Below are 22,899 nucleotides of genomic sequence, written 5' to 3'. Positions count from 1 at the left end.
AGGGGCGTCGCCAAGTGGTAAGGCACCGGGTTTTGATCTCGGCATCCGTTGGTTCGAATCCAGCCGCCCCTGCCATCTATTTTCCATACATATCAACCGCCAAGGGTGCTTCATGCCCAATCTTGTCGTTTTTAGTGGAACCGCGCATCCACAATTCGCTCAAAAAGTCGTAAGCCATTTGCACATTCCTTTAGGTGCTGCTGCCGTTTCCACCTTTTCTGATGGTGAAATTGCTGTAGAAATCACTGAAAACGTGCGTGGCAAAGACGTATTTGTTGTACAGCCAACTTGTGCCCCAACTAACGATAACCTGATGGAAATCTTAGTTATGGCAGATGCTTTGCGCCGTGCAAGCGCCGGCCGCATTACCGCTGTTATTCCTTACTTCGGTTATGCCCGCCAAGACCGCCGCCCGCGTTCAAGCCGTGTGCCGATTACCGCAAAAGTTGTTGCTGACATGCTGACAACTGTCGGGATTGACCGCGTCGTCATGATCGACCTGCATGCAGACCAGATCCAAGGTTTCTTCGATATCCCTGTAGACAACATCTACGGCACGCCGGCGCTGCTGGCTGACCTCCGCCAGCAGTCGCATGACAACCTAATGGTTGTTTCTCCTGACGTCGGCGGTGTAGTCCGTGCCCGCGCTGTTGCCAAGCAGATGGGCGATATCGACCTTGCAATCATCGACAAGCGCCGTCAAAAAGCCAATGAATCGCAAGTCATGCACTTGATTGGCGACGTGAAAGGCCGTGACTGCGTTATCGTAGATGACATGGTGGATACAGCCGGTACACTGTGCAAAGCTGCTGACGCGCTGAAAACTTTCGGCGCGCGCCGTGTGGTTGCATACGCGACTCACCCTGTGCTTTCCGGTAAAGCTATCGAGAATTTGAAAAACTCTGTGATTGATGAATTAGTTGTTACCGACACAATTCCTCTTTCAGATGAGGCAAAAGCTCTTGGCAAGATTCGCCAGGTTTCAGTCGCCAGCATGGTAGCTGAAACAATTCGTCGTATTAACAACGAAGAATCTATTAGCGCAATGTTTGATTCTTATCTATAATATAGCGCTGAATTTCAAAGCCCCGCCCTTTAGCGGGGCTTTCTATCACTGAACTGGTCGAAGGTTCAGTTTAATTAAACTCAAGTAAAGGATGTCTGTCATGGCAAACTTCGTATTAAATGCAGCAGCGCGTGAAGAAGCAGTACAAGGGAAAGGTTCGAGCCGCCGCCTTCGTCTTCAAGCTAAAGTTCCAGCGATCATCTACGGTGGCGCAGCTGAACCTGTAGCTGTTACCCTGGAACTTCGCGAGCTGGTTAAAGCTTTAGAAAACAATGCTTTCTTTGAAGAAGTTGTTGAAATCAAAATTGGCGACAAAGTTGAAAGCGTAAAAATCCAGGCTTTGCAGCGCCACCCTGCTAAAAACACGCCAATGCACGCTGACTTCAAACGCGCATAAGTGTTAACGGTGTAAATTAGTGTCAAATATTTCACTGATTGTCGGTTTGGGCAACCCTGGAAAAGAGTATGCCCAAACCCGCCATAATGCAGGCTTCTGGTTTGTAGAACGCCTTGCAGAACAGTATGGCATTTCCCTCAAAGCTGATCCGAAATTCAATGGAATCAGCGGCCGCGGAAAAATAGAAGGCCAAGACATCCGCCTGCTGCTGCCTTCAACGTTTATGAACCTTTCCGGCAAAAGTGTTGTCCCCTTCGCAAAATTCTACAATATTGCTCCCGAAGCAATGCTCATTGCGCATGACGAACTGGATATGAATCCGGGCGTGATCCGCCTGAAAACCGGCGGCCACGGCGGCCATAACGGTTTAAAAGACATTGTTCCCCATATCGGCCCGAATTTTCACCGCTTGCGGATTGGCATTGGCCACCCCGGCGCCAAAGAGCGCGTATCCGGCCATGTCTTAAGCAAAGCGCCAAGCAGCGAACAGAACCTGATGGATGACGCGATTGCGCATGCTTTGTCACGCATTAAGCTGCTGGCAAACGGCGACATACAGCAAGCCATGAATCAAATCAATGCTTACAAGCCAAACTGATAATTCTACAGATTATTGACAATGCTGCTTGCCATGATGCCTTTTTCAGCGCAAAATGCGCATGCAGCCTGATGCCTACCCGTTTCGGCTGATTGTTCCAACCATAAGATAACAATCTTCGGTCCACCAAGGAGACGCTAGCCATGCTATCTCGTTTATTAAAATGCAAAATCCACCGTGCTGTTGTAACACATGCAGAACTTCATTATGAAGGTTCATGTGCCATTGATGGCGTGCTCATGGATTTGGCTGGCATTCGTGAATACGAAGAAATTCACGTTTGGAACGTGACCAACGGTAAGCGTTTCGCTACCTACGCAATTCGCGGCGAAGACAACTCAGGCATCATTTCAGTCAATGGCGGCGCAGCCCATCAAGCGGATGTCGGCGACTTAGTGATTATTGCAACCTTTGGCGATTTCACTCAAGCCGAAGCCAATGCGCACAAGCCCCGCCTGGTGTATGCCAACCCGAACAATACTGTCAACCACACGGCGAACTGCATTCCGGTTCAAGTGGCATAAACAGCAAAGATTCAAAAGCCCGCAATATTGCGTAAAGCCAGTCAGTTAAAAACTGACTGGCTTTTTAAATTCTAGAGTCATTCAAATAGATCTATTTCATAAATCAATAAATGATCATTTATTGGCAAAAAAATTAATATTGAAAAGTTCCTTCTCCCTTTGGGAGAAGGTTAGGCTGAGGGAATTTTTTTAATAAAATCCTCACCCTAGCCCTCTCCTTAAAAAGGAGAGGGAATTTCCATTGTGAATTAAATGCTGCTTAAAAAAACAATTGCATAGCTTGTATTTTTGTCAGCATTAGCAATATTGCGGGCTTTTTTATGGCTCGAAATCAGGCCCTTCAGCTGCCCTGCCACCATTCACCGCGCTGTTCGCAGTTTAGCGCTTTTAAATTTTCGTCCGCCAGTCCAGCCAAAAGCGGCTGGCCATTTGCCTGCACCTTCAACTTAGCAAAACGCGCATTGCGGTAGCACGGCTCAAGCCCTTCCGCAAACAAGAAGCTGTCAGCTGCCGGATACAGGCTTTCAAAGCTGTTGTTTGGATTTTTTAAGATCAATTTTGCAGAAGAAGCCGGATAGGCTGCCAGAATTTTTTCATCAAAGCCGGTTTTTATTACGCGGCGCTGCCCATCAAGCTGCACATAAGCAAGCACCTGCGGCTTATTCTTGAAATCTTCAGCCGCCACCTCTGCAGAACTGCGGGCCGGAGATGAATCATCCTGCGGCGCTAAGCCGCTAAAATACAGCTGATAATTCAGCGCCATATAGTCGCCCTGCAGCAGCGAGCGCGGATCGGCCGGCATCAGCCTGACAAAAATACTGTCACTGTGCGCAAGGCGCCACTCATGGCGCGCAATCATTCCCAGGAACAATGCAATACTGAACAGCGCAAGATAAAGCGGAATCATCTTTTTCATGCTGCGCCTCCCTGAACTGCTGTCCTGCTGTTCTGAGCGAGCAGATGCGCAAGCAGCAGAACAGCAAGCCCCGACAGAAAAATGCTCAGGCTTTTCATCAGGAAGCTGACGCCCAGGCTGTAATACAGCAGCCACAGCCAAAAGACCAGCAGCAGCACCGACAGCGCCTGAACCAGGCGCTGCTGATAGGCCACCGACCAGGCCAGAAGCGCCAGCAGAATGAAGATCTCAAAATAACCGAACAGCATCAAAGCCGCGGCGAGCGCAGGGATGGCCCACAGCTGAGGCTGCAGCAAGGCTGTACGGTGAATAAGGCAGAAACTCAGCAGCCATATGCCCGGCAGCAGATAATTCGCCCACAGGCTTGGCGGCGCATCCGCCGGAGAACCTGAATGAAGCGCCAGCTGCAGCACGGCAGCTGCAGCCAGAATCAGCAGAATCCATAAGCTGAAACTTGCGCGGTAAGCCGATTTCAGCCACAGCGGCGCGCTGCACAGCAGCAGGGTCAGAAGCGCGTAATTCAGTGAAATGATATAAAAACGCAGAGATGCTTGATTGCCGTAGCCTACTGCATCCAGCAGGGCCGCAAGGCCTAAGCCGTACAGCACCGCCAGCTGCAGTAGCACAATCAGCCAGTGCATGCGGCTGAATATGCACAGCGCCGCAAAGAAAAACTGAATCAGGCAGATCAAGGCTGTATTGCCGGTCAGCAGTTCAGTATGCGCCAGCACCGCAGCCTGGCCGCAAATCCAAAGGCAGTATGCCAGCTGGCGCAAAAACACGCTGGATGTGCGGCGGATCACCAGCCAAGCCGCCGCAATAAAGGCCAGCCCCGCAGCAATGGAAAAAACCTTCCAGTAAGTCAGCAGCAAAGAAGACAGGATAATCCCGGCGAACCATGCGCCCAAGGCCAAAGGAATGGCGGCGAACTTGGTTTTCGGCAGCATTTTCATCAGCACCGCGCTGATTCCGGCAAACCATGCAAAAATCAGCGCCGCCAGCACCAGCAAGCCGGCAGCGGAATCCGGCAAGGCATCTTCCGTGAGCTGAAAAATCAGGATGCTGAAACTGGCCGCCAGCCCCGCCACCTGCAGGCTGGTTTCCAAAGCCATGCGCTGCAGGTAGAAATAAAGGCTGAAAGCCATCGGCAGCAGCATCGACAGCGCAAGGTAAGCCCATGCATAATCTTCACAATATTTGAACATGCTCAGCAGAGACATTCCCGCCGCAAAAGCGCTAAACAGATAGCGCAAGCTGAAATACCGCTTAATGCAGGCAATAAAGCACAGCCCTGTCCAGATGCTGAGGCAGAGCAGATAAACGCTCAGCTCCTGGTTCATCCAGAAGCTTTGCTTGAAAAACATTAAGAGTGCGAACTGGCTCACGACACAGAACAGCGCAAAAACGCCGATATTCGGGCGGTACAGCCAAGGCAGCAGCAGCAGCGCCCAGACCAGAAACAGCAGATAGCTGTCTGCGCCGGTTTGATAGACCTGCCCGATCACCGCCATGCTTAAGCCGAGCATTAGTCCTGAAATGCCATCCAATGCCTGGCGGACAGCATCATTCGATGCCAGCAGCCACACGCTGGCCGATGCGGAAATAAGCAGGAAAATTTGCGGAATCAGCAGCTGAATGATTTTCGGCAGCATCAGCCAATTGGCGGCAATCAGATACAGTACGCTGACTGCAATGAGCGCCAGCCCAATCACATGCAAATGCTGAATGACTGAGGGATAAGTAAATAAAACAGGAGAAAACTGGTTTTTCGGCTTCATTTCAAATGGGTTCATTTTTATGTTTTAACAGCGCCTGATGCTTAAGCAAACATAGCACGCTTTTCCGCATTTCAAAAAAATGCTTACAAATCAAAATAACTCTTTTGCTTATATTAAATTCTGCGTTTACTCACCGGTCAAAATCCCCCTTTTGCGCGCCAAACAGGTCTATAATGGCTGCACATCGCTTCAGGGCGGGGCGCAATTCCCCACCGGTGGTAAGTTCAGCATGAATTCATTCCTGACTGAATCAGCCCACGAGCCTTGCGCTGCCAGCAGCGCTTCGCAGATTTGGTGCAAATCCAAAGCCGACGGTATAGTCCGGATGAAAGAAGACGACGTAATCAAGCTCAATTGCAGCCTGCGCTGCAGTTGATTTGCTGCGCCTATTTTTCAATGTCCTGAAATGTTCAACCGTACTTTAAATTTACGCGAGCGTTTCAATGTCCAGTTTAATTCAACCCGAAATTTTCTTTTCTGCACTTCCCCCTTTTGAGCAGCGCATTCAGCAGGCGCTGGAAGACCTGCGCCAAGGCAAGCCTGTTCTGGTCATGGATGATTTTGACCGAGAAAATGAAGCCGACCTGATTGTAGCTGCTGAAACTCTGACTGTAGAAACCATGGCCCGCATGATCCGCGACGGTTCAGGCATTGTCTGCCTGTGCCTGACCGATGAGCTGTCGAACCATCTGCAGCTGCCGCCTATGGTGGATGACAACTCCAGCCAGTTCAAAACCGCCTTTACCGTGACCATTGAGGCTGCTGAGGGCGTCACCACCGGGGTTTCCGCAAAAGACCGCACCACCACCATTCACGCCGCCATTAAAGACGGCGCAATGCCCGGCGATTTAAACCGCCCCGGCCACGTCTTCCCTCTGCGCGCACGCAGCGGCGGCGTGCTGACCCGGCGCGGCCATACCGAAGGCAGCACCGACTTAGCACGGCTGGCCGGACTGAAGCCTGCCGGCGTGCTGTGCGAGCTCACCAATTCCGACGGCACCATGGCATCCGGCATTCAAGTGTTAGCCTATGCCCAAACCCATCATTTAACGCTGATCAGCATCGACGAAATTGTGCAGTACCGCTTAGCGCACAAGCTTTAACAGCGGCACACAGCCTTTAAGATCCGCAATCCCAGCAGCGCAGCCTAGCTGGGATTTTTTGATCAGCCTGCAGAACAGCAATAGCATCAGATTAGCCCCGCCTGCGAGGCCCTCAGCCTTTTTCCGCCTTCAGCCGAACCAAGAAAAGTGCCAGACGCTGCGCCAAAAGCGCCAGATGATTGACCGCATAAGCCGCCGCAACCAGGCTCACTGCGCCCGCCAAGACCGGAAACAGCAGAAAGCTCCAGCCATACTGCGCGGTTTGCGCCGTCAGCAGAATCAGCAGCGGATTTGCGCCGGCCGGCGGATGCACGCAGCCTAAAAACTGCATGCAGGCAATGGCCAGCCCAGTAGCCAGCGAGATGCTGAACATATTGACTGGCAGCCAGTGCGCAAAGCACAGGCCCACAAATGCCGAAATCAGATGCCCCAGAATAATGTTCCGCGGCTGCGCCAGCGGCGACTGCGGGGCGGCATACAGCAGCACGCAGCTCGCGCCAAACGGCGCCATAATCCACATATGCCCGGAATATTCCGTGAGCGCCAGCAGCATGTACACACTGAGGCCGCCTCCGATTAAGCCGCGCAGCAGATCGGCAGCCGCCGGCCGCTGCGCCGGTTTTCCCCGGCCCTGAAATAAAAGCATCCCGCATTCCCCTTACAATTGATTTTAGACAGTCAGCGCGCTAAAATTAAAATAGTACAGATCTGTACTTATTGCAAATATGCGGAAGGAAACGGCGAAATGTCTAAATCGGCGCAGAAAATTCTCAGCACAGCTGAGCAGCTGTTCAATCAGCACAGCTTTACCGGCGTTGGGGTGGATTTAATCCGCGATGAATCCGGCTGCTCCAAAACCACGCTGTACACGCATTTTAAAAATAAGCAGCAGCTGGTGCAGGAGGTGCTTAAAGAGCGCGATCTGCGCTTCAGGCAAAGCCTGATGGACTATGCGGCGGATGCGCAGGGCTTGGATGCGCTGGAGCGGATTTATGACTGGCACATGCAGTGGTTTCAGGCGGACCATTTCAAAGGCTGCTTATTTGTCCGCGCCGTGAGTGAGTCTTCCTCGCAGGAAGCGGAAATCCATCAGATCGCCAAGGCGCATAAGCTCTGGCTGCGCGGGCTGATTGCGCAATGCACGGCCGAACTAAACGGCGCTCAGGAACTCAGCGCGATGTTCTACCATCAGCTTGAAGGCCTGATCAGCCGCTTTTTAGTGGAAGGCTATGATGCTGAAACAGCAGCCCATTCAAAAAAGCTGCTGTTTAAAATGACTGCCTGCTTTCAAAACAGCGCCGAATAAATGCCGTACAGCGCCACAGCGACCAGCATCAGGCCGCAGCCGGCCAAAAGCTTTGCATACAGCCTGGATTGCGCCAGCCGGTTGAACCCCAGATACACCAGGGACAGCGTGCTGAAATCCAGAATAATCCAGGTCACCGTCAGCACGGCCAAGCTGACATTCAGCTCTGAGGTGATGCCGGTAAACTGCGGGAAAAATGACGCAAAAAAGATAATATCCTTAGGATTGGAAATGCCCACCAGAAAACCCTGCTTAAAGCCGCCCCGCACAGCCTGCAGCTGCATGCTGCCGGATGCGTCGGACGGCGGCGCCTGCAGCGCTTCCCTTAAAATCTGCAGGCCGATATAGGCAATATACAGGCAGCCTAGAATTTTAATGGCATTAAACCATTGCGCATCAACCGTTAAAAAGCCTTTCAGAATCAGCACCGATAGCGCGATTAAAATCAGTGAGGCCAAGTTCGTGCCAAAGATGGTCTGCAGCGCCTTTTTATAGCCACCCTGCAGACCGGCGCTGGCCACCAGCAGCATCACTGGCCCCGGCGTCGCGATCATCACAATCACGGCCGCACAATACAAAATAAACTCAACAACATTCATGGCTGCGCCCGCTTCATCTATTTATTTTCCCGGATGGTATAAAAAAGCTTTCACTCATCGTCTTCCGCCCTGTGGATCAAATTATGGCTGATGCCGTCTGCCCGCAAAAAGGCCAAATCATAGCTGGCCTCGGCCAGCGCCAGCACGCGCCGTTCAAATTCCTGCCACAAGGGCTTAACGCGGCTGCCTTGAATTCCCAGGCCGCTTTCATCAGCAAAATTTTTATTTTTCTCGCAGATTTTCAGGGCATGGTACAGCTTGCGGCCTGGGCTGGCATCCGGGCGCAAGCGCGCGCGCTTAGACAGCACAAAGCCTTCAACATGGCACAAGTCGGCAAAAGGAAGCATCGGAACAAGGATCTGATCCAGCTGCGCATCCAGCCTTTTCCATACAGCGCTGTGCTGTTCCGGCGTATAGCTGTTCCACTTGATCACTTCATGGTTAAAGCGCCGGCAGCCGCGGCAAACTGAGTCGCCAAACACGGTTGAACAGCGCCCCGCGCACGGGGTCAGTGAGGCAATCCGGCGATCCGTACTCAAAGCATGCTCCTAAAAAATCATCAAATCCGCTGAACCGGCGTCAAACCGGCAGGCCAAGAATATACACCCTCTCCCGCTGGATGAGAAGCTGTGAATGCCGGGCATATTGCTCGCATATTCGCGCAATTCGCGCTAAAATATGCGCCTTTAAAAAATTCACTGTCTTAATTGGAGTATCCATGAACGCTACTGTAGAACAGCTTGCACCTGTAGAACAGCATGCGGCCGCAGGCTGGGTTGTTGCAGCGCTTTATCAATTCAAAGAAGTTCAGGACTCTGCAGGCTTGCAGCAGCGCCTGCTCGATTTGGTAAAAACCATCAACCTGTGCGGTACTCTGATTGTGGCAGACGAAGGCATTAACGGCACCGTTGCCGGTGACCGCCAGTCTGTAGATGTCATTCATCAATTTCTTTTGAATGAAGGCTTTGCGTCAATGGAATATAAAGAGTCTCACAGCTCTGAAAAGCCGTTCCGCAAAATGAAAATCAAGCATAAAACAGAAATTGTCACTTTAGGCGTAGAAGTGAAGCCGCGCGACTTAGTCGGCCACTACCTGGACCCGAAAGAATGGAATGAGCTGATTGCCCGCGATGACGTTATTCTGGTAGATACGCGCAATGACTACGAATATAAAGCCGGCACGTTCAAAGGCGCAATTGACCCGAAAACTGAAACTTTCCGCGAATTTCCGGAATACGTAAAGCAGAATCTCGCAGAGCATAAAGATAAGAAAATCGCCATGTTCTGCACCGGCGGCATCCGCTGTGAAAAATCAACTTCACTGCTGCTGCAGGAAGGCTTTCAGGAAGTATACCACCTGAAAGGCGGCATTTTGAAATACCTTGAAGAAACCCCGGCTGAAGAAAGCATGTGGGAAGGCGAATGCTTTGTCTTTGACGGCCGCACCGCGGTAACTCACGGCATGGAAGAAGGCGCGAATATTAAATGCCACGCCTGCGGCTGGCCTTTGCTTCCTGATGAAGCTGCGCTGGCCAGCTATGAGCACGGCGTGTCATGCAAATACTGCATCGACAAAACCTCTGAAAAGCAGAAAGAAGGCTTCCGCATGCGCCAGTCGCAAATTGCGGCGGCGAAGCGCAAGCGCCTGTAATCTGCGCACGCTGAACTGAAAAGGCCGCAAAAGCAATTTTGCGGCCTTTTTTATGTGGCTGCCCTGCTTTTCATTCAGCCCGCCCGCGCAAGCCATGCGATGAAACTCCGCGCAAGCTTAAATAAAGCTACATAATTCTGCGCTGAAACCCTTTATTATTGAATTATTTAAACAGGTTAAAGCGCTATGGGCATACAGGACTGGATCATTTCGGTTATGGAGCAGCTGGGCTATCTCGGCATTGCCCTGCTGATGTTTTTGGATAACGTCTTCCCGCCGATTCCGTCTGAAATCATTATGCCTTCCGCCGGCTATGCCGCCTCGCAAGGGCAGCTGGCGCTGATTGGCGTGATTATCTCCGGCTGCATCGGCTCACTGGCGGCCGCCGCCGTGCTGTACTGGGTGGGCTATAAATTCAATCATGAGACGATTTTCCGCTTTACCGACTGCTACGGCAAATACCTGTTTATCAAATCTGAAGATGTCAGAAAATCTTTGCTCTGGTTTCAGCAATACGGCCACCGCATTGTATTTTTCGGGCGCATGATTCCCGCCGTGCGCTCGCTGATCAGCATTCCCGCCGGCATGAGCCGCATGCCCTTCTGGAAATTTATGCTTTACAGCAGCCTTGGCACCGTCATCTGGACGACTTTTCTGGCCTGCGTGGGCTTTTATTTTGGCGAAAATCAGGCGCTGATGCATGAGATTTTCAGCCGCGCCGGCTACAGTATTTTGGCCATTGCCGGCGCAGTTCTGGCATGGCTGTGGTATAGACGCCGGCAGCGCAAGAACTCGGCCTAAGCGCCTGCAGTTTCCCGACCACCGCGCTCACCAAGCTACTGAAGCACATTACGCCTGTTCGGCGTAAAGACTATAGTTAATCACTTAAATAGCTGCCGCACCCAAAACCTAATGAAATCATATTTTATGGGAAATTATGTGCAGTGTAGATTTCAAAACTCAGCTATATAACTGAGTTTGCTTAAACGATTCCTCAAAAATCCCCTTTAGCTTTCAGCTTCCTAGGCCCTTGAGTAAAACTTCGGATACGCGAGTGCGGCATGGATGCCGTGTATGGGCAACAAAAGACTTTTACTTGTATCTTAATTCACATAGTGATTAGCTCTCACTATACGCAAACAGCAGAGTTTGGTTGTTTACTAAAACTTAAAGTTTGGCCCAAAGATAAAACCTGCTGTTTGCCCTGACTGCCTGCACAACTCTGGACGGTAACTAAGCACCTCGATGCTGGATTCGCAAGAAAAGACGGCGGTTATGCTGAAAAAAAATAATTGAATAAATAAGGCAGGTAAGATTATGTTTTATCTCGGTATTGATATTGCAAAAGCTAAAATTGACTGCTGTCTGATTTTAGAAGATTCTGCAGGCAAAAAGAAAACCAAAACCTTTCCGAATACGCCCAAAGGCTTTGAACAGCTTCAGGCCTGGCTGAATCATCATGCTGCAGGCCCTGCGCAGGCCATTGCCTTAATGGAAGCCACTTCTGTCTATCATGAACGCCTAGCTGGATATTTATTTGATGCAGGCTTTCAAGTCTGTGTGGCGAATCCCGCCAGAGCCCGGTATTTTGCTCAGAGCATGTCCAGGCTGAATAAGACAGACAAGGCTGACAGTGAAGTTCTGGCCCGGTTTGCGATGACTGCGGATCTGCATTTTTGGCAGCCTCTGCCTGGACATATTCAACTGCTGAATGCTTTGCTGGATCGAAGGGCTGTGCTTGGTGAAGATCTGCAGCGTGAAGAAAACCGTTTGGAAAAAGCGGAGTCTACCTTCACGATAGAACCGGTACTTCAGTCGATCCATAAGAATATTAAGCAGTTAAGCAGGCATATTCAGGATCTCGACCGGCAGATTGATGACCACATTGATCAGCATCCTGATTTAAAAAATGACAAGGCGCTGCTCAGCAGCATTCCGGCCATTGCAGACCGGACCAGTTTATTAATGCTCAGCTTCTTGCGCAGCCATGCTTTTGAAAGGGCGAGCCAGGCGGCGGCCTTTGCCGGCCTGGTGCCCATTCAAAGGCAGTCGGGCAGCTCCATTCACGGCAGGAGCCGCCTATCCAAAGCCGGCCCGTCGAAAATACGGGCCGGCTTATATATGGCGGCGATTGTCGCAACCCGGCATAATCCCCACATAAAGGGGATGAATGACAGGCTGCTGGCCAATGGCAAAACCAAGATGATGGCGGTTGGCGCTGCAATGAGGAAGCTGATTCATCTTTGTTATGGCGTACTCAAGCACCAGCGGCCTTATCAGGAGAATTATTGCGCCAATTCTCAATAATCCTCTTGACCTCTGAGACGGTATCTTTGGGTCTTTCCAAAGTAGGATCTGCCTGCGCAAAGGCATTTAAACATCTAAAGGAAAAATGAGGCAGTGCAAGCACCATAATAAACTGCCTAAATAGTTAATACGCAAAAAACTCAATAAAAACATATTTTATAGGAAATTATTTGTAATACAGACTTTAGAATTTAGCTATATTCCGCCAAATTTAGCCCATAAAAAAGCGCCCGTTCAGGCGCTTTTCCAATCATGCATAAATCAATTTGGCGTGTGATACATCAAATACAATTCATTTAAATTTTCAGGAATTTCTTCTGCAAGCTCGTCCATCAGCTGGCCGTTGCGGCGGAAAGTTTCCATTTGCGGGTCTTCTTCATCAATCCCGCTGAACACCATAATCGGCAAGGTCAGGTCAATCAGCTGCTCTTCGAATTCTTCAGTAAACCAAGCATCTTCGTTCAGGAACATGGCGTCAACAAAGCCCACGCTCCAGTCGCCCAAGCTTGACTCTACATCCGCTTCTTCAATTTCAAAAGGAAACTCAATTCCTTCTTCATTCGCCAGGCTCTGGCGGATTGACTCCAGCCATGCTTTTACCTGCGCAATGATTTCGCCTGGCACTTTCTTCTGATTGTTGTCAAAAAGCTCATCCAGCCATTTTGCAAACGCCGGGCCAACTGCAATTGCGCACAAGAAACCGTGAGTCGCAGCAAAATCTAGACCGTACTCATTTTGATCGCCGTCCAGGTATTCACTCAACAGGTCTAAATCCAAAGCACTCATTTCACATCCAAACTTAGAAACTTAAAGCGCTAGCATAGCATTTTCGGCGCCCATGCAGAATCAGATTTTACTCATCATCGCCGTCAAGGTCATCATCGTCAAAATCGTAATCAAATTCCTTCAATTCGCGCTCCAGCCGGCGCTGCGCGAGCAGGTCATCGATAAGGCGGCGCTTTTCCAATGATTCCTTTGCGCTTATCTTGCTGCCGGCTTCATCGAAATTAACGTCATCATCACCGTAGTTATCATCTAGTTCAAAATCTGTAGAAGACACTGAAACTACCTCATAATAATGAAAAATGTGAAAGGTACTAGCCGCTATTTATATGGGTTCCAGAATCTTGTCAAGATTTTTTTATTTTTTTGCATCTTCAGGCCGAAATGGCGCGCGCTTTTCAGCTGAATTTGTGCAATTATAGGCAGACGGCTTTTGACTGCGCCAATGCAGGCAATCCGCCATGAAATAAGAAATATTCAGCAAGCCTTGGCCGCCTGACTTGAAAAAAGCGCTTTAAGCCCAATATACCTACTCAGTTAACTCAACATCATTCATAGAATCATGTTGGACTGATCAATTCAAAAACTATTTATAGCGAATTGTGCTATCATGCACGGTTTTTCACTGCCACAGATTCAACGAAGAGTAAGCAAAGATGAGCGATATGACTTCCCCTACTTCCCAAGTAGCGGCTCTGATTAGCCGAGGCAAAGAGCAAGGTTACCTGACTTTTGCTGAGGTTAACGATCATCTCCCGGACTCGATCACGGAAAGCGAACAGATTGAAGACATCATTCAAATGCTGAATGATGTTGGTATCCCTGTACATGATCGCGCGCCTGAAACTGACGATGCGATGTTTGAAGGTGGCAATGAAGCTGCTGACGAGGTTGCCGAAGAAGAAGCCGCAGCCGTACTTGCATCTGTTGAAAACGAACCTGGTCGTACCACTGACCCTGTGCGCATGTACATGCGCGAAATGGGGACAGTAGAACTGTTAACGCGTGAAGGCGAAATCAGCATTGCAAAACGCATTGAAGAAGGCATTCGTGACGTTCTTCATTCCATTGCTTACTGGCCGAACGCTGTTGAAGTCGTATTACAAGAATACAAAGATTATGAAGCCGGCGAACGCCGCCTGGCGGACATTCTTTCAGGCTATTTAGACCCTGAAACCGATGAAGAAATTCCGGAAGTTCTGGAAGAAGAATCAGAGCTTGATGAAGATGAAGGCGCTTCAAGCAAGTCATCCGCTAAAGACGTAAAGCTGGATGATGATGACGAAGAAGAAGAGTCTGAAAGCGATGACGACTCTGAAGGCGAGTCAGGCCCGGACCCTGAAATCGCTAAAGCGCGCTTCACTGAACTGGATAATGCCTGGAAAAACACCAAGGCTGTCATTGAAAAGCACGGCCGCAGCAGCAAAGAAGGCGAAGCAGCCCTTGAAGCGCTGGCCTCTGTATTCATGATGTTCAAGTTCACGCCGCGCCTGTTTGATATTATTTCTGAACTGATCCGCGGCACGCATGAGCAGATCCGCACTTCAGAACGTGAAGTGATGCGCTACGCCATCCGCCGCGGCCGCATGGACCGCACGCAGTTCCGCACCTCTTTCCCAGGCCAGGAATCCAATCCGGCTTGGCTGGATGAGCAGATTGCCAAAGCGCCTGCAGACCAGAAAGCCTATCTGGAAAAAGTCCGTCCGGACATTCTGGCCTTCCAGCAGAAAATCGCGGACATTGAAAAAGATTTGCGCCTGAACGTCAAAGAAATCAAAGACATTTCCAAGCGCATGGCTGTAGGCGAAGCCAAAGCCCGCCGCGCGAAAAAGGAAATGGTTGAAGCCAACTTGCGTCTGGTAATTTCGATTGCGAAAAAATACACCAACCGCGGCCTGCAGTTCCTGGACTTGATTCAGGAAGGCAACATCGGCCTGATGAAAGCGGTAGACAAGTTTGAATACCGACGCGGCTACAAGTTCTCGACCTATGCGACCTGGTGGATCCGCCAGGCGATTACCCGCTCGATTGCCGATCAGGCGCGCACCATCCGCATTCCAGTGCACATGATTGAAACCATCAACAAGATCAACCGTGTGTCGCGTCAGCTGCTTCAGGAAATGGGCCGCGAGCCGACGCCTGAAGAGCTGGGCGAGCGTCTGGAAATGGACGAAGTTAAAGTGCGCAAGGTGCTGAAAATCGCCAAAGAGCCGATTTCCATGGAAACGCCAATTGGCGATGATGAAGATTCGCATTTGGGTGACTTCATTGAAGACAGCAACATCACCTCTCCAGTTGATGCTGCCACTTCAGAAGGCCTGAAGGAAGCGACGCGCGAAGTGCTGGAAAACCTGACTGAACGCGAAGCGAAAGTCCTGAAAATGCGTTTCGGCATCGACATGCCGACCGACCACACGCTGGAAGAAGTCGGCAAGCAGTTTGACGTAACCCGTGAGCGTATCCGCCAGATTGAAGCCAAAGCGCTGCGCAAGCTGCGCCATCCTTCACGCTCTGAGCACTTGCGCTCATTCCTTGAAAACGACTGATTTTCAGGAATATGGAGCAGGCTTGAAAAACAGGCGCCAGCCTCCATTTAGTACTTAAGGCAAATACAGCGCCTGCACTTTTGCAGGCGCTGCTTAATTTTGAGGTGAACGATGATAGACCGCACTCCATCTCGCGAGCTCCGTGAAGAGCTTTGGGTTTTCCCGATGGATTATCCAATCAAGCTGATTGGCAATGCAGGCGCAGAGCTGCACGGCGCTGTCGTAGAGATTTTAGTGAAGCATTTCCCTGAGTTTGACGCCGCCAGCCTGGCTGTGCAGCCGTCGCGCACTGGAAAATACCACTCAATTACCGCACAGCTCCGTTTTGAAGAGCTTGAGCAGGTGCATCTGCTGTATGCAGACCTGGCCGCCTGCCCGCTGATTAAGACTGCCCTGTAATTGGGCAGCCGGCTCCGCTGAAATGCACGCTTCCGGGCGTGCTTTTTTATGCGCGCCCGCCAGTGAAATTCAGGCGCATTCCACCCCATCCTGCAGGCAATTCTTTATAATGAGCCGCATGAATCTTATTTTTAGCCAAGGATGCAGCCGGCGTGAATGATGCAGCTCAAAAACCGTCTTTAATAATCCGCCAGCACAGCCAGCTGACGCCTTATGCAGAGCGCTTTCAGGAAATGAAGGCGCTGACCGAGCAGCGCGGCGAAAACACGCCGGACGAGCTGTGGATTCTGCAGCACCATGATGTGCTGACCCAGGGCCAGGCCGGCAAGCCGGAGCATATCCTGCAGCACAGCGGCATTCCCGTGGTGCAGACCGACCGCGGCGGCCAAGTGACATGGCATGGCCCCGGCCAGCTGGTGGCCTATTTCATGTTTGACCTGAACCGGCTGGGATGGAACGTCAGAACATTAGTTTCTTATGCTGAAAACCTGATGATTCAGCTGCTGAAAAAGTACGGCATTGAGGCCTATGCCAAGCCGGATGCGCCGGGAGTGTATGTCAATGCGCGCAAAATCGGCTCACTGGGCTTTAAAATCCGCAAGGGGCGCTCCTATCACGGCTTGGCGCTGAATATTGACTGCGACCTGTCCGGCTTTCACACCATCAACCCCTGCGGCTATGCGGGGCTGGAAATGGTGCGGATTCAGGATCTGGCAGAAAATTACCCTAAATTTGAGAACTTATGCGTCGATATCATTGAAACATTGCAGCACAGCGGTTACTTTAAAGACGTTAAAGTCGAACAGCGATAAAGCTTTTGCTTTCGGCGCAGAAATAAAATTAGAGTATTTACTCTAAACTTATAATACTCAAAAAAAGGGATAACCGCGTGATTGCAGCAAAATCCGTAAAGCCCGCCCTGCAGCTAGCCTATGTCAAACTCATGATGGATGTGATTGGCAGAGGCCTGGTCATGGCGAGCCAAGTCGATGAAGAAGTGAAACAGGAAGTCGCCAAATTTCCGGAAAACTTCACCCTGTCAATGAAAGTATTTCCGCACGGCCCGGCCTTTATTGCCCGCGTAACTGCAGGCAGGGAGCTGGAACTGGTGCCGGATTTAGCCGCCAAGCCGGACCTGACCATTACCTTCAAGCATTTAAGCCACGCCTTTCTGGTGTTTTCTTTTCAGGAAAGCACCGCGCAGGCCTTTGCCAATGACCGCATGATTGCCGACGGCGATATCGCCTACGCCATCCGCCTGGTCCGCTGCCTGAATAAAATGGAAGCGCTGATTCTGCCGAAACTGCTGGCGGAACTTGCCGTCAAGGAATATCCAGCCGATTTAAGCCTAAAAGAAAAACTCACCGGAGCTGCCCAAATTTACCTGAAAGTGGCTCAATCCTATTTCAAACGGAGCGCATAACACATGGCTAAGCCTTATTACGAATTTTTCTGCCCGGTTAAAGTGATTGCAGGCCATGCCGCTTTAGAACATATTCCGTTTGAGCTTTCAACGCTTGGCGCAACCCGCCCGCTGATCATTACCGACAAAGGCGTGCGCAGCAATAACCTGCTGGCGCCGATTGAAGCAGCTTTTGAATCGACCGATGCGGTGATCGGCTGCATTTTTGATGATGTGCCGCCGGATTCAAGCCTTGAAACTGTGCGCAAGGCAGCCCAGCTGTACCGCGACAACAACTGTGACGCGATTATTGCCGTCGGCGGCGGCTCGGTGATTGACACCTCCAAGGCCACCAATATTTTAGTTTCTGAAGGCGGCGATGACCTGCTGAAATATTCAGGCGCGCACAACCTGCCGAAACCGCTGAAGCCGTTTTTTGTGATTCCAACAACCTCCGGCACCGGCTCAGAAGTTACCATGGTGGCTGTGGTCTCGGATAATCAGAAAAATGTGAAAATGCCTTTTGCATCGTATTACCTGATGCCGCACGCCGCCATTCTTGATCCGCGCATGACCCAGACCCTGCCGCCGCACCTCACCGCAATGACCGCCATGGACGCGATGACGCATGCAGTTGAAGCCTATACCTGCCTGGCGGCCAACCCGATTTCTGACGCCTATGCCACTGCAGCGGTCAAAAAAATCAGCGCCAGCCTGTTCAATGTGCTGGACAATCCCAATGATGCAAACGGCCGCTTAGAGCTGGCGCAGGCTTCGACGATGGCCGGCATTGCCTTCTCCAATTCCATGGTTGGCCTTGTGCATTCTCTGGGCCACTCGCTGGGCGCGGTTGCCCACCTGCCGCATGGCCTGTGCATGAACCTGTTCCTGCCTTATGTGCTGGAATACAACAAAGAAGTCAACAGCGATAAGCTGGCTGACCTGCTGCTGCCGCTGGCTGGCCCGGATATCTATTCGCAGACCCCGGCGCATGCACGCGCAGACAAAGCCATTTCAACGATTTTGACCATGCGCGACCGCATCTATGCTTTGACCAAGCTGCCGCGCACGCTGCGCGAAACCGGCAAGGTTTCCGAAGCGCAGCTGGATGAAGTGGCGGAAAAGGCGCTGAATGACGGCTCAATCATTTACAACCCGAAAGAAGCCACCCTGCAGGATTTGAAAACTATCTTAGAAAAAGCTTGGTAATTGCTGAAAAATAAGCGAATATAGCCGAAAATTCAAGCCTGATGCTTTTTTAAGCATCGGGCTTTTATCTTGCAGTCAGAAAAACCGCCGGATTTTCTGCAATTGGCATAATTTCTGCTAAAAAAACTCAAAAGGTTACTGACAAAAGGCATCATTCCGGAGTAGATTGGCGCACTTTTGCATTAAACACAGGGGGGATCGTTCGTCTCAAACGATCCTTATGAACATGACTGATCCTTGATCAACGATTAAGAGGATAACGCCGTTGACAAATATCTCTGGGACTCAATCGGCAGCTAAACTGCAAAAAACGCTGGGCCTCTGGCACATTATTATTATTGGTTTAGCCTATATTCAGCCAATGACACTGTTTGACACTTTCGGCTTAGTATCGGAAGAAAGTCATTACCACGTGCCGACCTCTTACATTATTGCGCTGATTGCAATTCTGTTTACCTCCATTAGCTACGGGCATATGATCCGCCGCTACCCGTCTTCCGGGTCTGCGTACACCTATGCGCAGAAATCGCTCCATCCGAACATCGGCTTTATGGTGGGCTGGTCATCGTGGCTAGATTACCTGCTGTCGCCAATGGTCAACATCATTCTGGCGGTGATTTACCTTGAAGCGCTGTTCCCTGACATCAATCACTGGGTCTGGGTTATTGGCCTGACGGCATTCATGACCGCTGTGAACTTGCGCGGCGCGAGATTTGTCGCAAACTTCAACGGCCTGATTGTCTTTGTGCAGCTGGCGGTCATCGGCTACTTCACCTGGATGGTCTACAGCCTGCTGGCTGGCGGCGTCAATGCTGACGGCACGCTGGTCAACGCCAAGTACCAGCTGTGGAGCCTGGAGCCTTTCTGGAATGAAATGACTCAGGTCGGCGCACTGATTACCGGCGCGACCCTGCTGTGCTTCTCCTTTACCGGCTTTGACTCGCTCAGCTCGCTGGCGGAAGAAACCAAGGATACCGAGAAAACCCTGCCGAAAGCGATTTTCCTGACTGCATTAATTGCCGGCGTGATTTTCATTATCAGCACCTACTTCATGCAGGTCTATTTCCCGAATGATCCGAAAACCTATTTTGACGATGTGGCGGCTACCCAGCCCGACATTCTGATGGCGGTTGGCGGCGCAGCATTTAAAACCGTGGTGCTGTATTTCGCGATTGTGACCGTTATGGCTTCCGGCATTTCCGCGCATGCAGGCGTATCGCGCCTAATGTATGTGATGGGCCGTGACGGCGTGATCAACAAGAAGATCTTCGGCCATATCAGCCATAAGAGCTTCACGCCGTCCTACAACATCATGATTGTCGGCGCGGTTGCATTGACTGCCGGCTTTATGGATCTGGACATTGTCATTTCCATGATCAGCTTCGGTGCATTGACCGCGTTCACCTTTGTGAACCTGTCGGTCATTTCACGCTATGCGCTGCGTGACGGCCGCACCAAGAACATGAAAGATATTTTCAGCTTCGTGGTGATTCCAATGCTCGGCTTCCTCAGCATCTTCGCCATGTGGCTGGAAATTGAAGAAACCGCATTGAAGTACGGCTTATGGTGGGCGATGTTCGGCATCCTGTACCTTGGCTATAAAACCAAAGGCTTCAAGCACCCTGCGCCGCAGCATAACGAGTTTGATGATACCCATCATTAACCCGCTGCAGCCGATAAAAGCAAAAAGGCGCATATTGCGCCTTTTTCTTTCCCGCCCGCTGCATCATCCGGCGGGCATTTTTTAAGCGGAAAATCTTTCAGCAATCGCCTGAATGCGTTTGGCATATGCTTTGGCGGTATCCAGATCGCCCGCTGGAATTTCATCCGCGCCGGCATCTGACGGCGACTGCACCAGCAAGCCGACCGAACCGCCCAGGTTATTCACATCAGTGCGCTGCGCCGCTTTGCTGTTGGCCGGCAGCAGGCCCAGGCTGACCCAAATGCCGCCGTGCTGGGAGGCAAGCGTCTGCAGGGCAATCAGCGTTACCTGCTTGTCGCCATTCAGGCTGGCGCTGTTGGTAAAGCCGCCGAAAATTTTATCCTGCCATGTTCTTGCAAACCATTTTTTGGATGAAGCGTCTGCGAATTTCTTAAACTGCCAAGGCGCTGCGCCCATATAGGTTGGCGCGCCAAAGACAATCGCATCCGCAGCGTCCAGCGTATCCCAGTCCTGATCCTGAATATTGCCGTCCTGGTCAATCTGAATTAAATCCGCAGCAATTGCGCCGGCAAAAGTTTCAGCAATGGCTTTGGTATGGCCATAGCCGGAAAAATACACCACAGCAGTTTTAGTCATGGCTGTTCAGCCCTAAAATAATCATCGAAGGCTATATAATATATTTTAGATACTAAGTGTCAATTAGTTACCAATAAGTAACTATTCAGGCAGCCATTTCTGCTATGCTTCAAAACACCTACACCGGAAGCCGCCATGCAGACAACCGCCGCTTATAATATTTACCACCCCCGCTGCCCATCGCGGCTTTTCTTTGAAAATATGGCCGATAAGTGGGTGCTGTATATTTTAGACACCTTAAAAAACCAGCCGCAGCATTTCAATTCACTGAAAAAGCTCATTATCAATATTTCACCGAAAGTGCTGTCGCAGAAGCTGAAAATGCTGGAGCGTGACGGCTTTATCAGCCGCACAGCGCTGGACACCCGCCCGATCAAAGTAGAATATGCATTAACCGCGCTGGGTGAAGAACTGGCCGAAACAGCTTTTCAGTTCAAGCTCTGGGCTGAAGGCAATATGAGCCGGGTTCTGGATGCGCAGCATCAGTATGATGTACTGCAAAACACATAAAATGGCCTGCGCAGTGCTTAAATAATGCAAATGCAAAAAGGCGCCAGTTTCTAATGCCAGTCAGTTAAGAAACTGACTGGCTTTTTCTTTTTGAAACTTGCGAGATTGTTTGATACGCGGAAGTGTCATCCGCAACCTATATGGTCTTTGAAATGGACTGTTTTTGCAACAAAGTTATTTAAGTGCAGAAAGTGAACAGGTTTCGCGGATGACAAATGCTTTTGGTTCTTTTGGCGAAACAAAAGAACAAAACGAGCTCCAAAAAATCAATTTAAAACGGTAAGACTCCGTCGTGAATAGCCCAAAAAAGTTAAGAAGTTTACTGCGAAACTCCTTAACTGATCAGCATTACGCCAGCTGCGCCTTTTAATGAACGCCGGCGGCCACGCTTAGCGTATGCGGCAGTTAAAGCCCATCCGGGTATCCACAATATTATCCTTATAGCCCAGACTTTGAATGAATAAGCTCCGGTTTTCCAGCTGCTGCTGATCGGCTGCCGGCAAACGGCTTTTATTCTGCTGCGCCAGACTGTAGGTTTCATCAATCAAGCCCTGATACAGCCCGCAGACTTCCTGGCGTTTCGGCTTTTTCAGCTGCCGGCCAAACCAGCCCCATTCAAAATCATCAGGCTTCAGGGTCTTGCCCCACTCTTCTATGCGCTGATTCTGGCGCTGCTGCAGTTCAGCCATCCCCTGCTGAATTTCCGCCTTGCTCAGCGGCTGCACAGGCTCCACAACAGCTGCCGGCATCGCGGCGCCCTCATCAGCCCAGCACGGCGCAGAAATTAATACTGCCAAAAGCGGGAGCCATAGCAGATAAGTCTTTAAACGGTTCAAACGTCAGCTGCCTCTTTTTTCTAGCTTTGCTGATTCGGTTATACACAGTTTATCCTGCATTCAGAAGCACTTAGCCCGCGAATTTACAAAAAATTGCCATGAACCAGCGCTTCGGGCAGAAAAAAACCGCCCTGCTGAGCGGCTGCTGCATGCGGCCTCTGCGCGCCTATGCCAGTTCCTTAAAGCCCTGCTGGCGCCATGCTTCATACAAAATTACCGCTGTCGCATTCGACAGGTTCAGGCTGCGCGAATTCGGCGCCATCGGCAAGCGGATCCAGTGCGCCGCGGGAAACAGCATGCGCACACTTTCCGGCAGGCCGCGGGTTTCCGGCCCCATCAGCAGAGCCACCGGACGGTTCAAATCTGAAGTGTGCGGAGTGGCTTCGCCTTTGGTGGTTAAAGGATATACCGCATTCACATCAACGCCTTTAGACACCAAATCTGCAAGGCATTCTTCCAGTGTTTCCCAGATCTGCATGCGCGCCCACTCATGGTAATCCAGGCCGGCGCGGCGCAGCTTTTTATCGTCCAGCTCAAAGCCCAGCGGCTTGACCAGATGCAGCTGTGCGCCTGTATTTGCGCATAGCCGAATGATATTCCCTGTATTTGCAGGAATTTCCGGCTCGTATAAAACAACATGGATCACAGCTTTTCTCTACTCTTTCAACGC

General features: G+C 50.8%; 26 protein-coding genes, 1 tRNA gene and 1 riboswitch. Of the genes, 17 read left to right on the top strand and 10 right to left on the bottom strand.

Annotated features, from left to right (window positions below):
* From BEN74_RS15815 to panD, 5 genes are all read left to right on the top strand, one after another.
* Window positions 1-75: transfer RNA gene (locus BEN74_RS15815), tRNA-Gln, on the top strand.
* A 37-nt stretch (window positions 76-112) separates the two neighbouring features.
* A complete protein-coding gene (locus BEN74_RS15810; RefSeq protein WP_068912148.1) occupies window positions 113-1,066 on the top strand; it encodes a ribose-phosphate pyrophosphokinase in 954 nt (317 codons plus the stop codon).
* Between the two features lie 100 nt (window positions 1,067-1,166).
* On the top strand, window positions 1,167-1,463 hold the full coding sequence (gene rplY / locus BEN74_RS15805) for a 50S ribosomal protein L25 (protein ID WP_068912146.1): 297 nt from the start codon (window positions 1,167-1,169) through the stop codon (window positions 1,461-1,463).
* A gap of 19 nt (window positions 1,464-1,482) precedes the next feature.
* Window positions 1,483-2,061: an aminoacyl-tRNA hydrolase gene (gene pth, locus BEN74_RS15800; RefSeq protein WP_068912143.1), complete on the top strand. Its 579-nt coding sequence runs from the start codon at window positions 1,483-1,485 to the stop codon at window positions 2,059-2,061.
* A 143-nt stretch (window positions 2,062-2,204) separates the two neighbouring features.
* Window positions 2,205-2,585, top strand: coding sequence for an aspartate 1-decarboxylase (gene panD, locus BEN74_RS15795; RefSeq protein ID WP_068912141.1), 381 nt, complete (start codon window positions 2,205-2,207; stop codon window positions 2,583-2,585).
* A gap of 340 nt (window positions 2,586-2,925) precedes the next feature.
* Here panD and BEN74_RS15790 read toward each other — a convergent pair whose 3' ends face one another.
* Window positions 2,926-3,501 (bottom strand): GDYXXLXY domain-containing protein, encoded by a 576-nt coding sequence (locus BEN74_RS15790; protein WP_068912139.1) that lies wholly within the window; start codon window positions 3,499-3,501, stop codon window positions 2,926-2,928.
* Entirely contained in the window at window positions 3,498-5,294 is a 1,797-nt protein-coding gene (locus BEN74_RS15785; protein WP_068912137.1) for a DUF2157 domain-containing protein, read from the bottom strand. The genes BEN74_RS15790 and BEN74_RS15785 overlap by 4 nt, the downstream gene beginning before the upstream one ends.
* A 167-nt stretch (window positions 5,295-5,461) precedes the next feature.
* Window positions 5,462-5,620, top strand: a riboswitch (FMN riboswitch).
* Between the two features lie 102 nt (window positions 5,621-5,722).
* Here BEN74_RS15785 and ribB point away from each other — a divergent pair.
* Window positions 5,723-6,382 (top strand): 3,4-dihydroxy-2-butanone-4-phosphate synthase, encoded by a 660-nt coding sequence (ribB, locus tag BEN74_RS15780; RefSeq protein ID WP_068912135.1) that lies wholly within the window; start codon window positions 5,723-5,725, stop codon window positions 6,380-6,382.
* Window positions 6,383-6,494: 112 nt separating this feature from the next.
* Here the strand turns inward: ribB and BEN74_RS15775 are convergent, their stop codons facing one another.
* Entirely contained in the window at window positions 6,495-7,028 is a 534-nt protein-coding gene (locus BEN74_RS15775) for an HPP family protein (protein ID WP_068912132.1), read from the bottom strand.
* A 99-nt stretch (window positions 7,029-7,127) separates the two neighbouring features.
* On the opposite strand from BEN74_RS15775, the gene BEN74_RS15770 reads away from it, so the two are divergent.
* A complete protein-coding gene (locus BEN74_RS15770) occupies window positions 7,128-7,688 on the top strand; it encodes a TetR/AcrR family transcriptional regulator (RefSeq protein WP_068912150.1) in 561 nt (186 codons plus the stop codon).
* Here BEN74_RS15770 and BEN74_RS15765 read toward each other — a convergent pair.
* Window positions 7,670-8,287 (bottom strand): LysE family translocator, encoded by a 618-nt coding sequence (locus BEN74_RS15765; protein WP_068912130.1) that lies wholly within the window; start codon window positions 8,285-8,287, stop codon window positions 7,670-7,672. The genes BEN74_RS15770 and BEN74_RS15765 overlap by 19 nt on opposite strands.
* Before the next feature lie 50 nt (window positions 8,288-8,337).
* Window positions 8,338-8,826, bottom strand: a complete 489-nt coding sequence (locus BEN74_RS15760) for a DUF1289 domain-containing protein (protein WP_068912128.1) — start codon at window positions 8,824-8,826, stop codon at window positions 8,338-8,340.
* Between the two features lie 179 nt (window positions 8,827-9,005).
* On the opposite strand from BEN74_RS15760, the gene BEN74_RS15755 reads away from it, so the two are divergent.
* From BEN74_RS15755 to BEN74_RS15745, 3 genes are all read left to right on the top strand, one after another.
* Window positions 9,006-9,938 (top strand): rhodanese-related sulfurtransferase, encoded by a 933-nt coding sequence (locus BEN74_RS15755; RefSeq protein ID WP_068912126.1) that lies wholly within the window; start codon window positions 9,006-9,008, stop codon window positions 9,936-9,938.
* 186 nt (window positions 9,939-10,124) lie between these two features.
* Window positions 10,125-10,739 (top strand): DedA family protein, encoded by a 615-nt coding sequence (locus BEN74_RS15750; protein ID WP_068912124.1) that lies wholly within the window; start codon window positions 10,125-10,127, stop codon window positions 10,737-10,739.
* 516 nt (window positions 10,740-11,255) lie between these two features.
* The gene (locus BEN74_RS15745; protein ID WP_119285020.1) at window positions 11,256-12,245 is read left to right on the top strand and encodes an IS110 family transposase; all 990 of its coding nucleotides are present in this window, start codon (window positions 11,256-11,258) and stop codon (window positions 12,243-12,245) included.
* 261 nt (window positions 12,246-12,506) lie between these two features.
* Here BEN74_RS15745 and BEN74_RS15740 read toward each other — a convergent pair whose 3' ends face one another.
* Window positions 12,507-13,031 (bottom strand): YecA family protein, encoded by a 525-nt coding sequence (locus tag BEN74_RS15740; protein ID WP_068911994.1) that lies wholly within the window; start codon window positions 13,029-13,031, stop codon window positions 12,507-12,509.
* A gap of 67 nt (window positions 13,032-13,098) precedes the next feature.
* Window positions 13,099-13,305 (bottom strand): PA3496 family putative envelope integrity protein, encoded by a 207-nt coding sequence (locus tag BEN74_RS15735; RefSeq protein WP_068911991.1) that lies wholly within the window; start codon window positions 13,303-13,305, stop codon window positions 13,099-13,101.
* 379 nt (window positions 13,306-13,684) lie between these two features.
* Here BEN74_RS15735 and rpoD point away from each other — a divergent pair, with 379 nt between their 5' ends.
* The 6 genes from rpoD to BEN74_RS15700 all read left to right on the top strand — a co-directional run bounded on the left by rpoD (window position 13,685) and on the right by BEN74_RS15700 (window position 20,247).
* Window positions 13,685-15,574 carry an RNA polymerase sigma factor RpoD gene (rpoD, locus tag BEN74_RS15730; RefSeq protein WP_068911989.1) on the top strand — a complete coding sequence of 630 codons (1,890 nt, stop codon included), beginning with the start codon at window positions 13,685-13,687 and terminating at the stop codon, window positions 15,572-15,574.
* A 111-nt stretch (window positions 15,575-15,685) separates the two neighbouring features.
* Window positions 15,686-15,973, top strand: a complete 288-nt coding sequence (locus tag BEN74_RS15725) for a YbeD family protein (RefSeq protein WP_068911987.1) — start codon at window positions 15,686-15,688, stop codon at window positions 15,971-15,973.
* Window positions 15,974-16,125: 152 nt separating this feature from the next.
* Window positions 16,126-16,785: a lipoyl(octanoyl) transferase LipB gene (gene lipB, locus BEN74_RS15720; RefSeq protein WP_068911985.1), complete on the top strand. Its 660-nt coding sequence runs from the start codon at window positions 16,126-16,128 to the stop codon at window positions 16,783-16,785.
* A gap of 77 nt (window positions 16,786-16,862) precedes the next feature.
* Window positions 16,863-17,396: a hypothetical protein gene (locus tag BEN74_RS15715; RefSeq protein ID WP_068911983.1), complete on the top strand. Its 534-nt coding sequence runs from the start codon at window positions 16,863-16,865 to the stop codon at window positions 17,394-17,396.
* A gap of 3 nt (window positions 17,397-17,399) precedes the next feature.
* Entirely contained in the window at window positions 17,400-18,584 is a 1,185-nt protein-coding gene (locus BEN74_RS15710) for an iron-containing alcohol dehydrogenase (protein ID WP_068911981.1), read from the top strand.
* 265 nt (window positions 18,585-18,849) lie between these two features.
* Window positions 18,850-20,247 carry an APC family permease gene (locus BEN74_RS15700; protein ID WP_068911979.1) on the top strand — a complete coding sequence of 466 codons (1,398 nt, stop codon included), beginning with the start codon at window positions 18,850-18,852 and terminating at the stop codon, window positions 20,245-20,247.
* A gap of 81 nt (window positions 20,248-20,328) precedes the next feature.
* Here the strand turns inward: BEN74_RS15700 and BEN74_RS15695 are convergent, their stop codons facing one another.
* A complete protein-coding gene (locus BEN74_RS15695) occupies window positions 20,329-20,883 on the bottom strand; it encodes a flavodoxin family protein (protein WP_068911977.1) in 555 nt (184 codons plus the stop codon).
* A 135-nt stretch (window positions 20,884-21,018) separates the two neighbouring features.
* Here BEN74_RS15695 and BEN74_RS15690 point away from each other — a divergent pair, with 135 nt between their 5' ends.
* A complete protein-coding gene (locus BEN74_RS15690; RefSeq protein WP_068911975.1) occupies window positions 21,019-21,393 on the top strand; it encodes a winged helix-turn-helix transcriptional regulator in 375 nt (124 codons plus the stop codon).
* A gap of 389 nt (window positions 21,394-21,782) precedes the next feature.
* Here BEN74_RS15690 and BEN74_RS15685 read toward each other — a convergent pair whose 3' ends face one another.
* Both BEN74_RS15685 and BEN74_RS15680 read right to left on the bottom strand, forming a co-directional pair.
* On the bottom strand, window positions 21,783-22,190 hold the full coding sequence (locus BEN74_RS15685; RefSeq protein WP_228200362.1) for a hypothetical protein: 408 nt from the start codon (window positions 22,188-22,190) through the stop codon (window positions 21,783-21,785).
* A gap of 205 nt (window positions 22,191-22,395) precedes the next feature.
* On the bottom strand, window positions 22,396-22,875 hold the full coding sequence (locus BEN74_RS15680; RefSeq protein ID WP_068911971.1) for a tRNA (cytidine(34)-2'-O)-methyltransferase: 480 nt from the start codon (window positions 22,873-22,875) through the stop codon (window positions 22,396-22,398).
* Between the last annotated feature and the right edge of the window lie 24 nt (window positions 22,876-22,899).

Source organism: Acinetobacter sp. WCHAc010034, from assembly GCF_001696615.3.
GTDB lineage: Bacteria > Pseudomonadota > Gammaproteobacteria > Pseudomonadales > Moraxellaceae > Acinetobacter.
The sequence above is the reverse complement of the archived record's forward strand: the minus strand, read 5'-3'. Positions and strand labels throughout refer to the sequence as shown.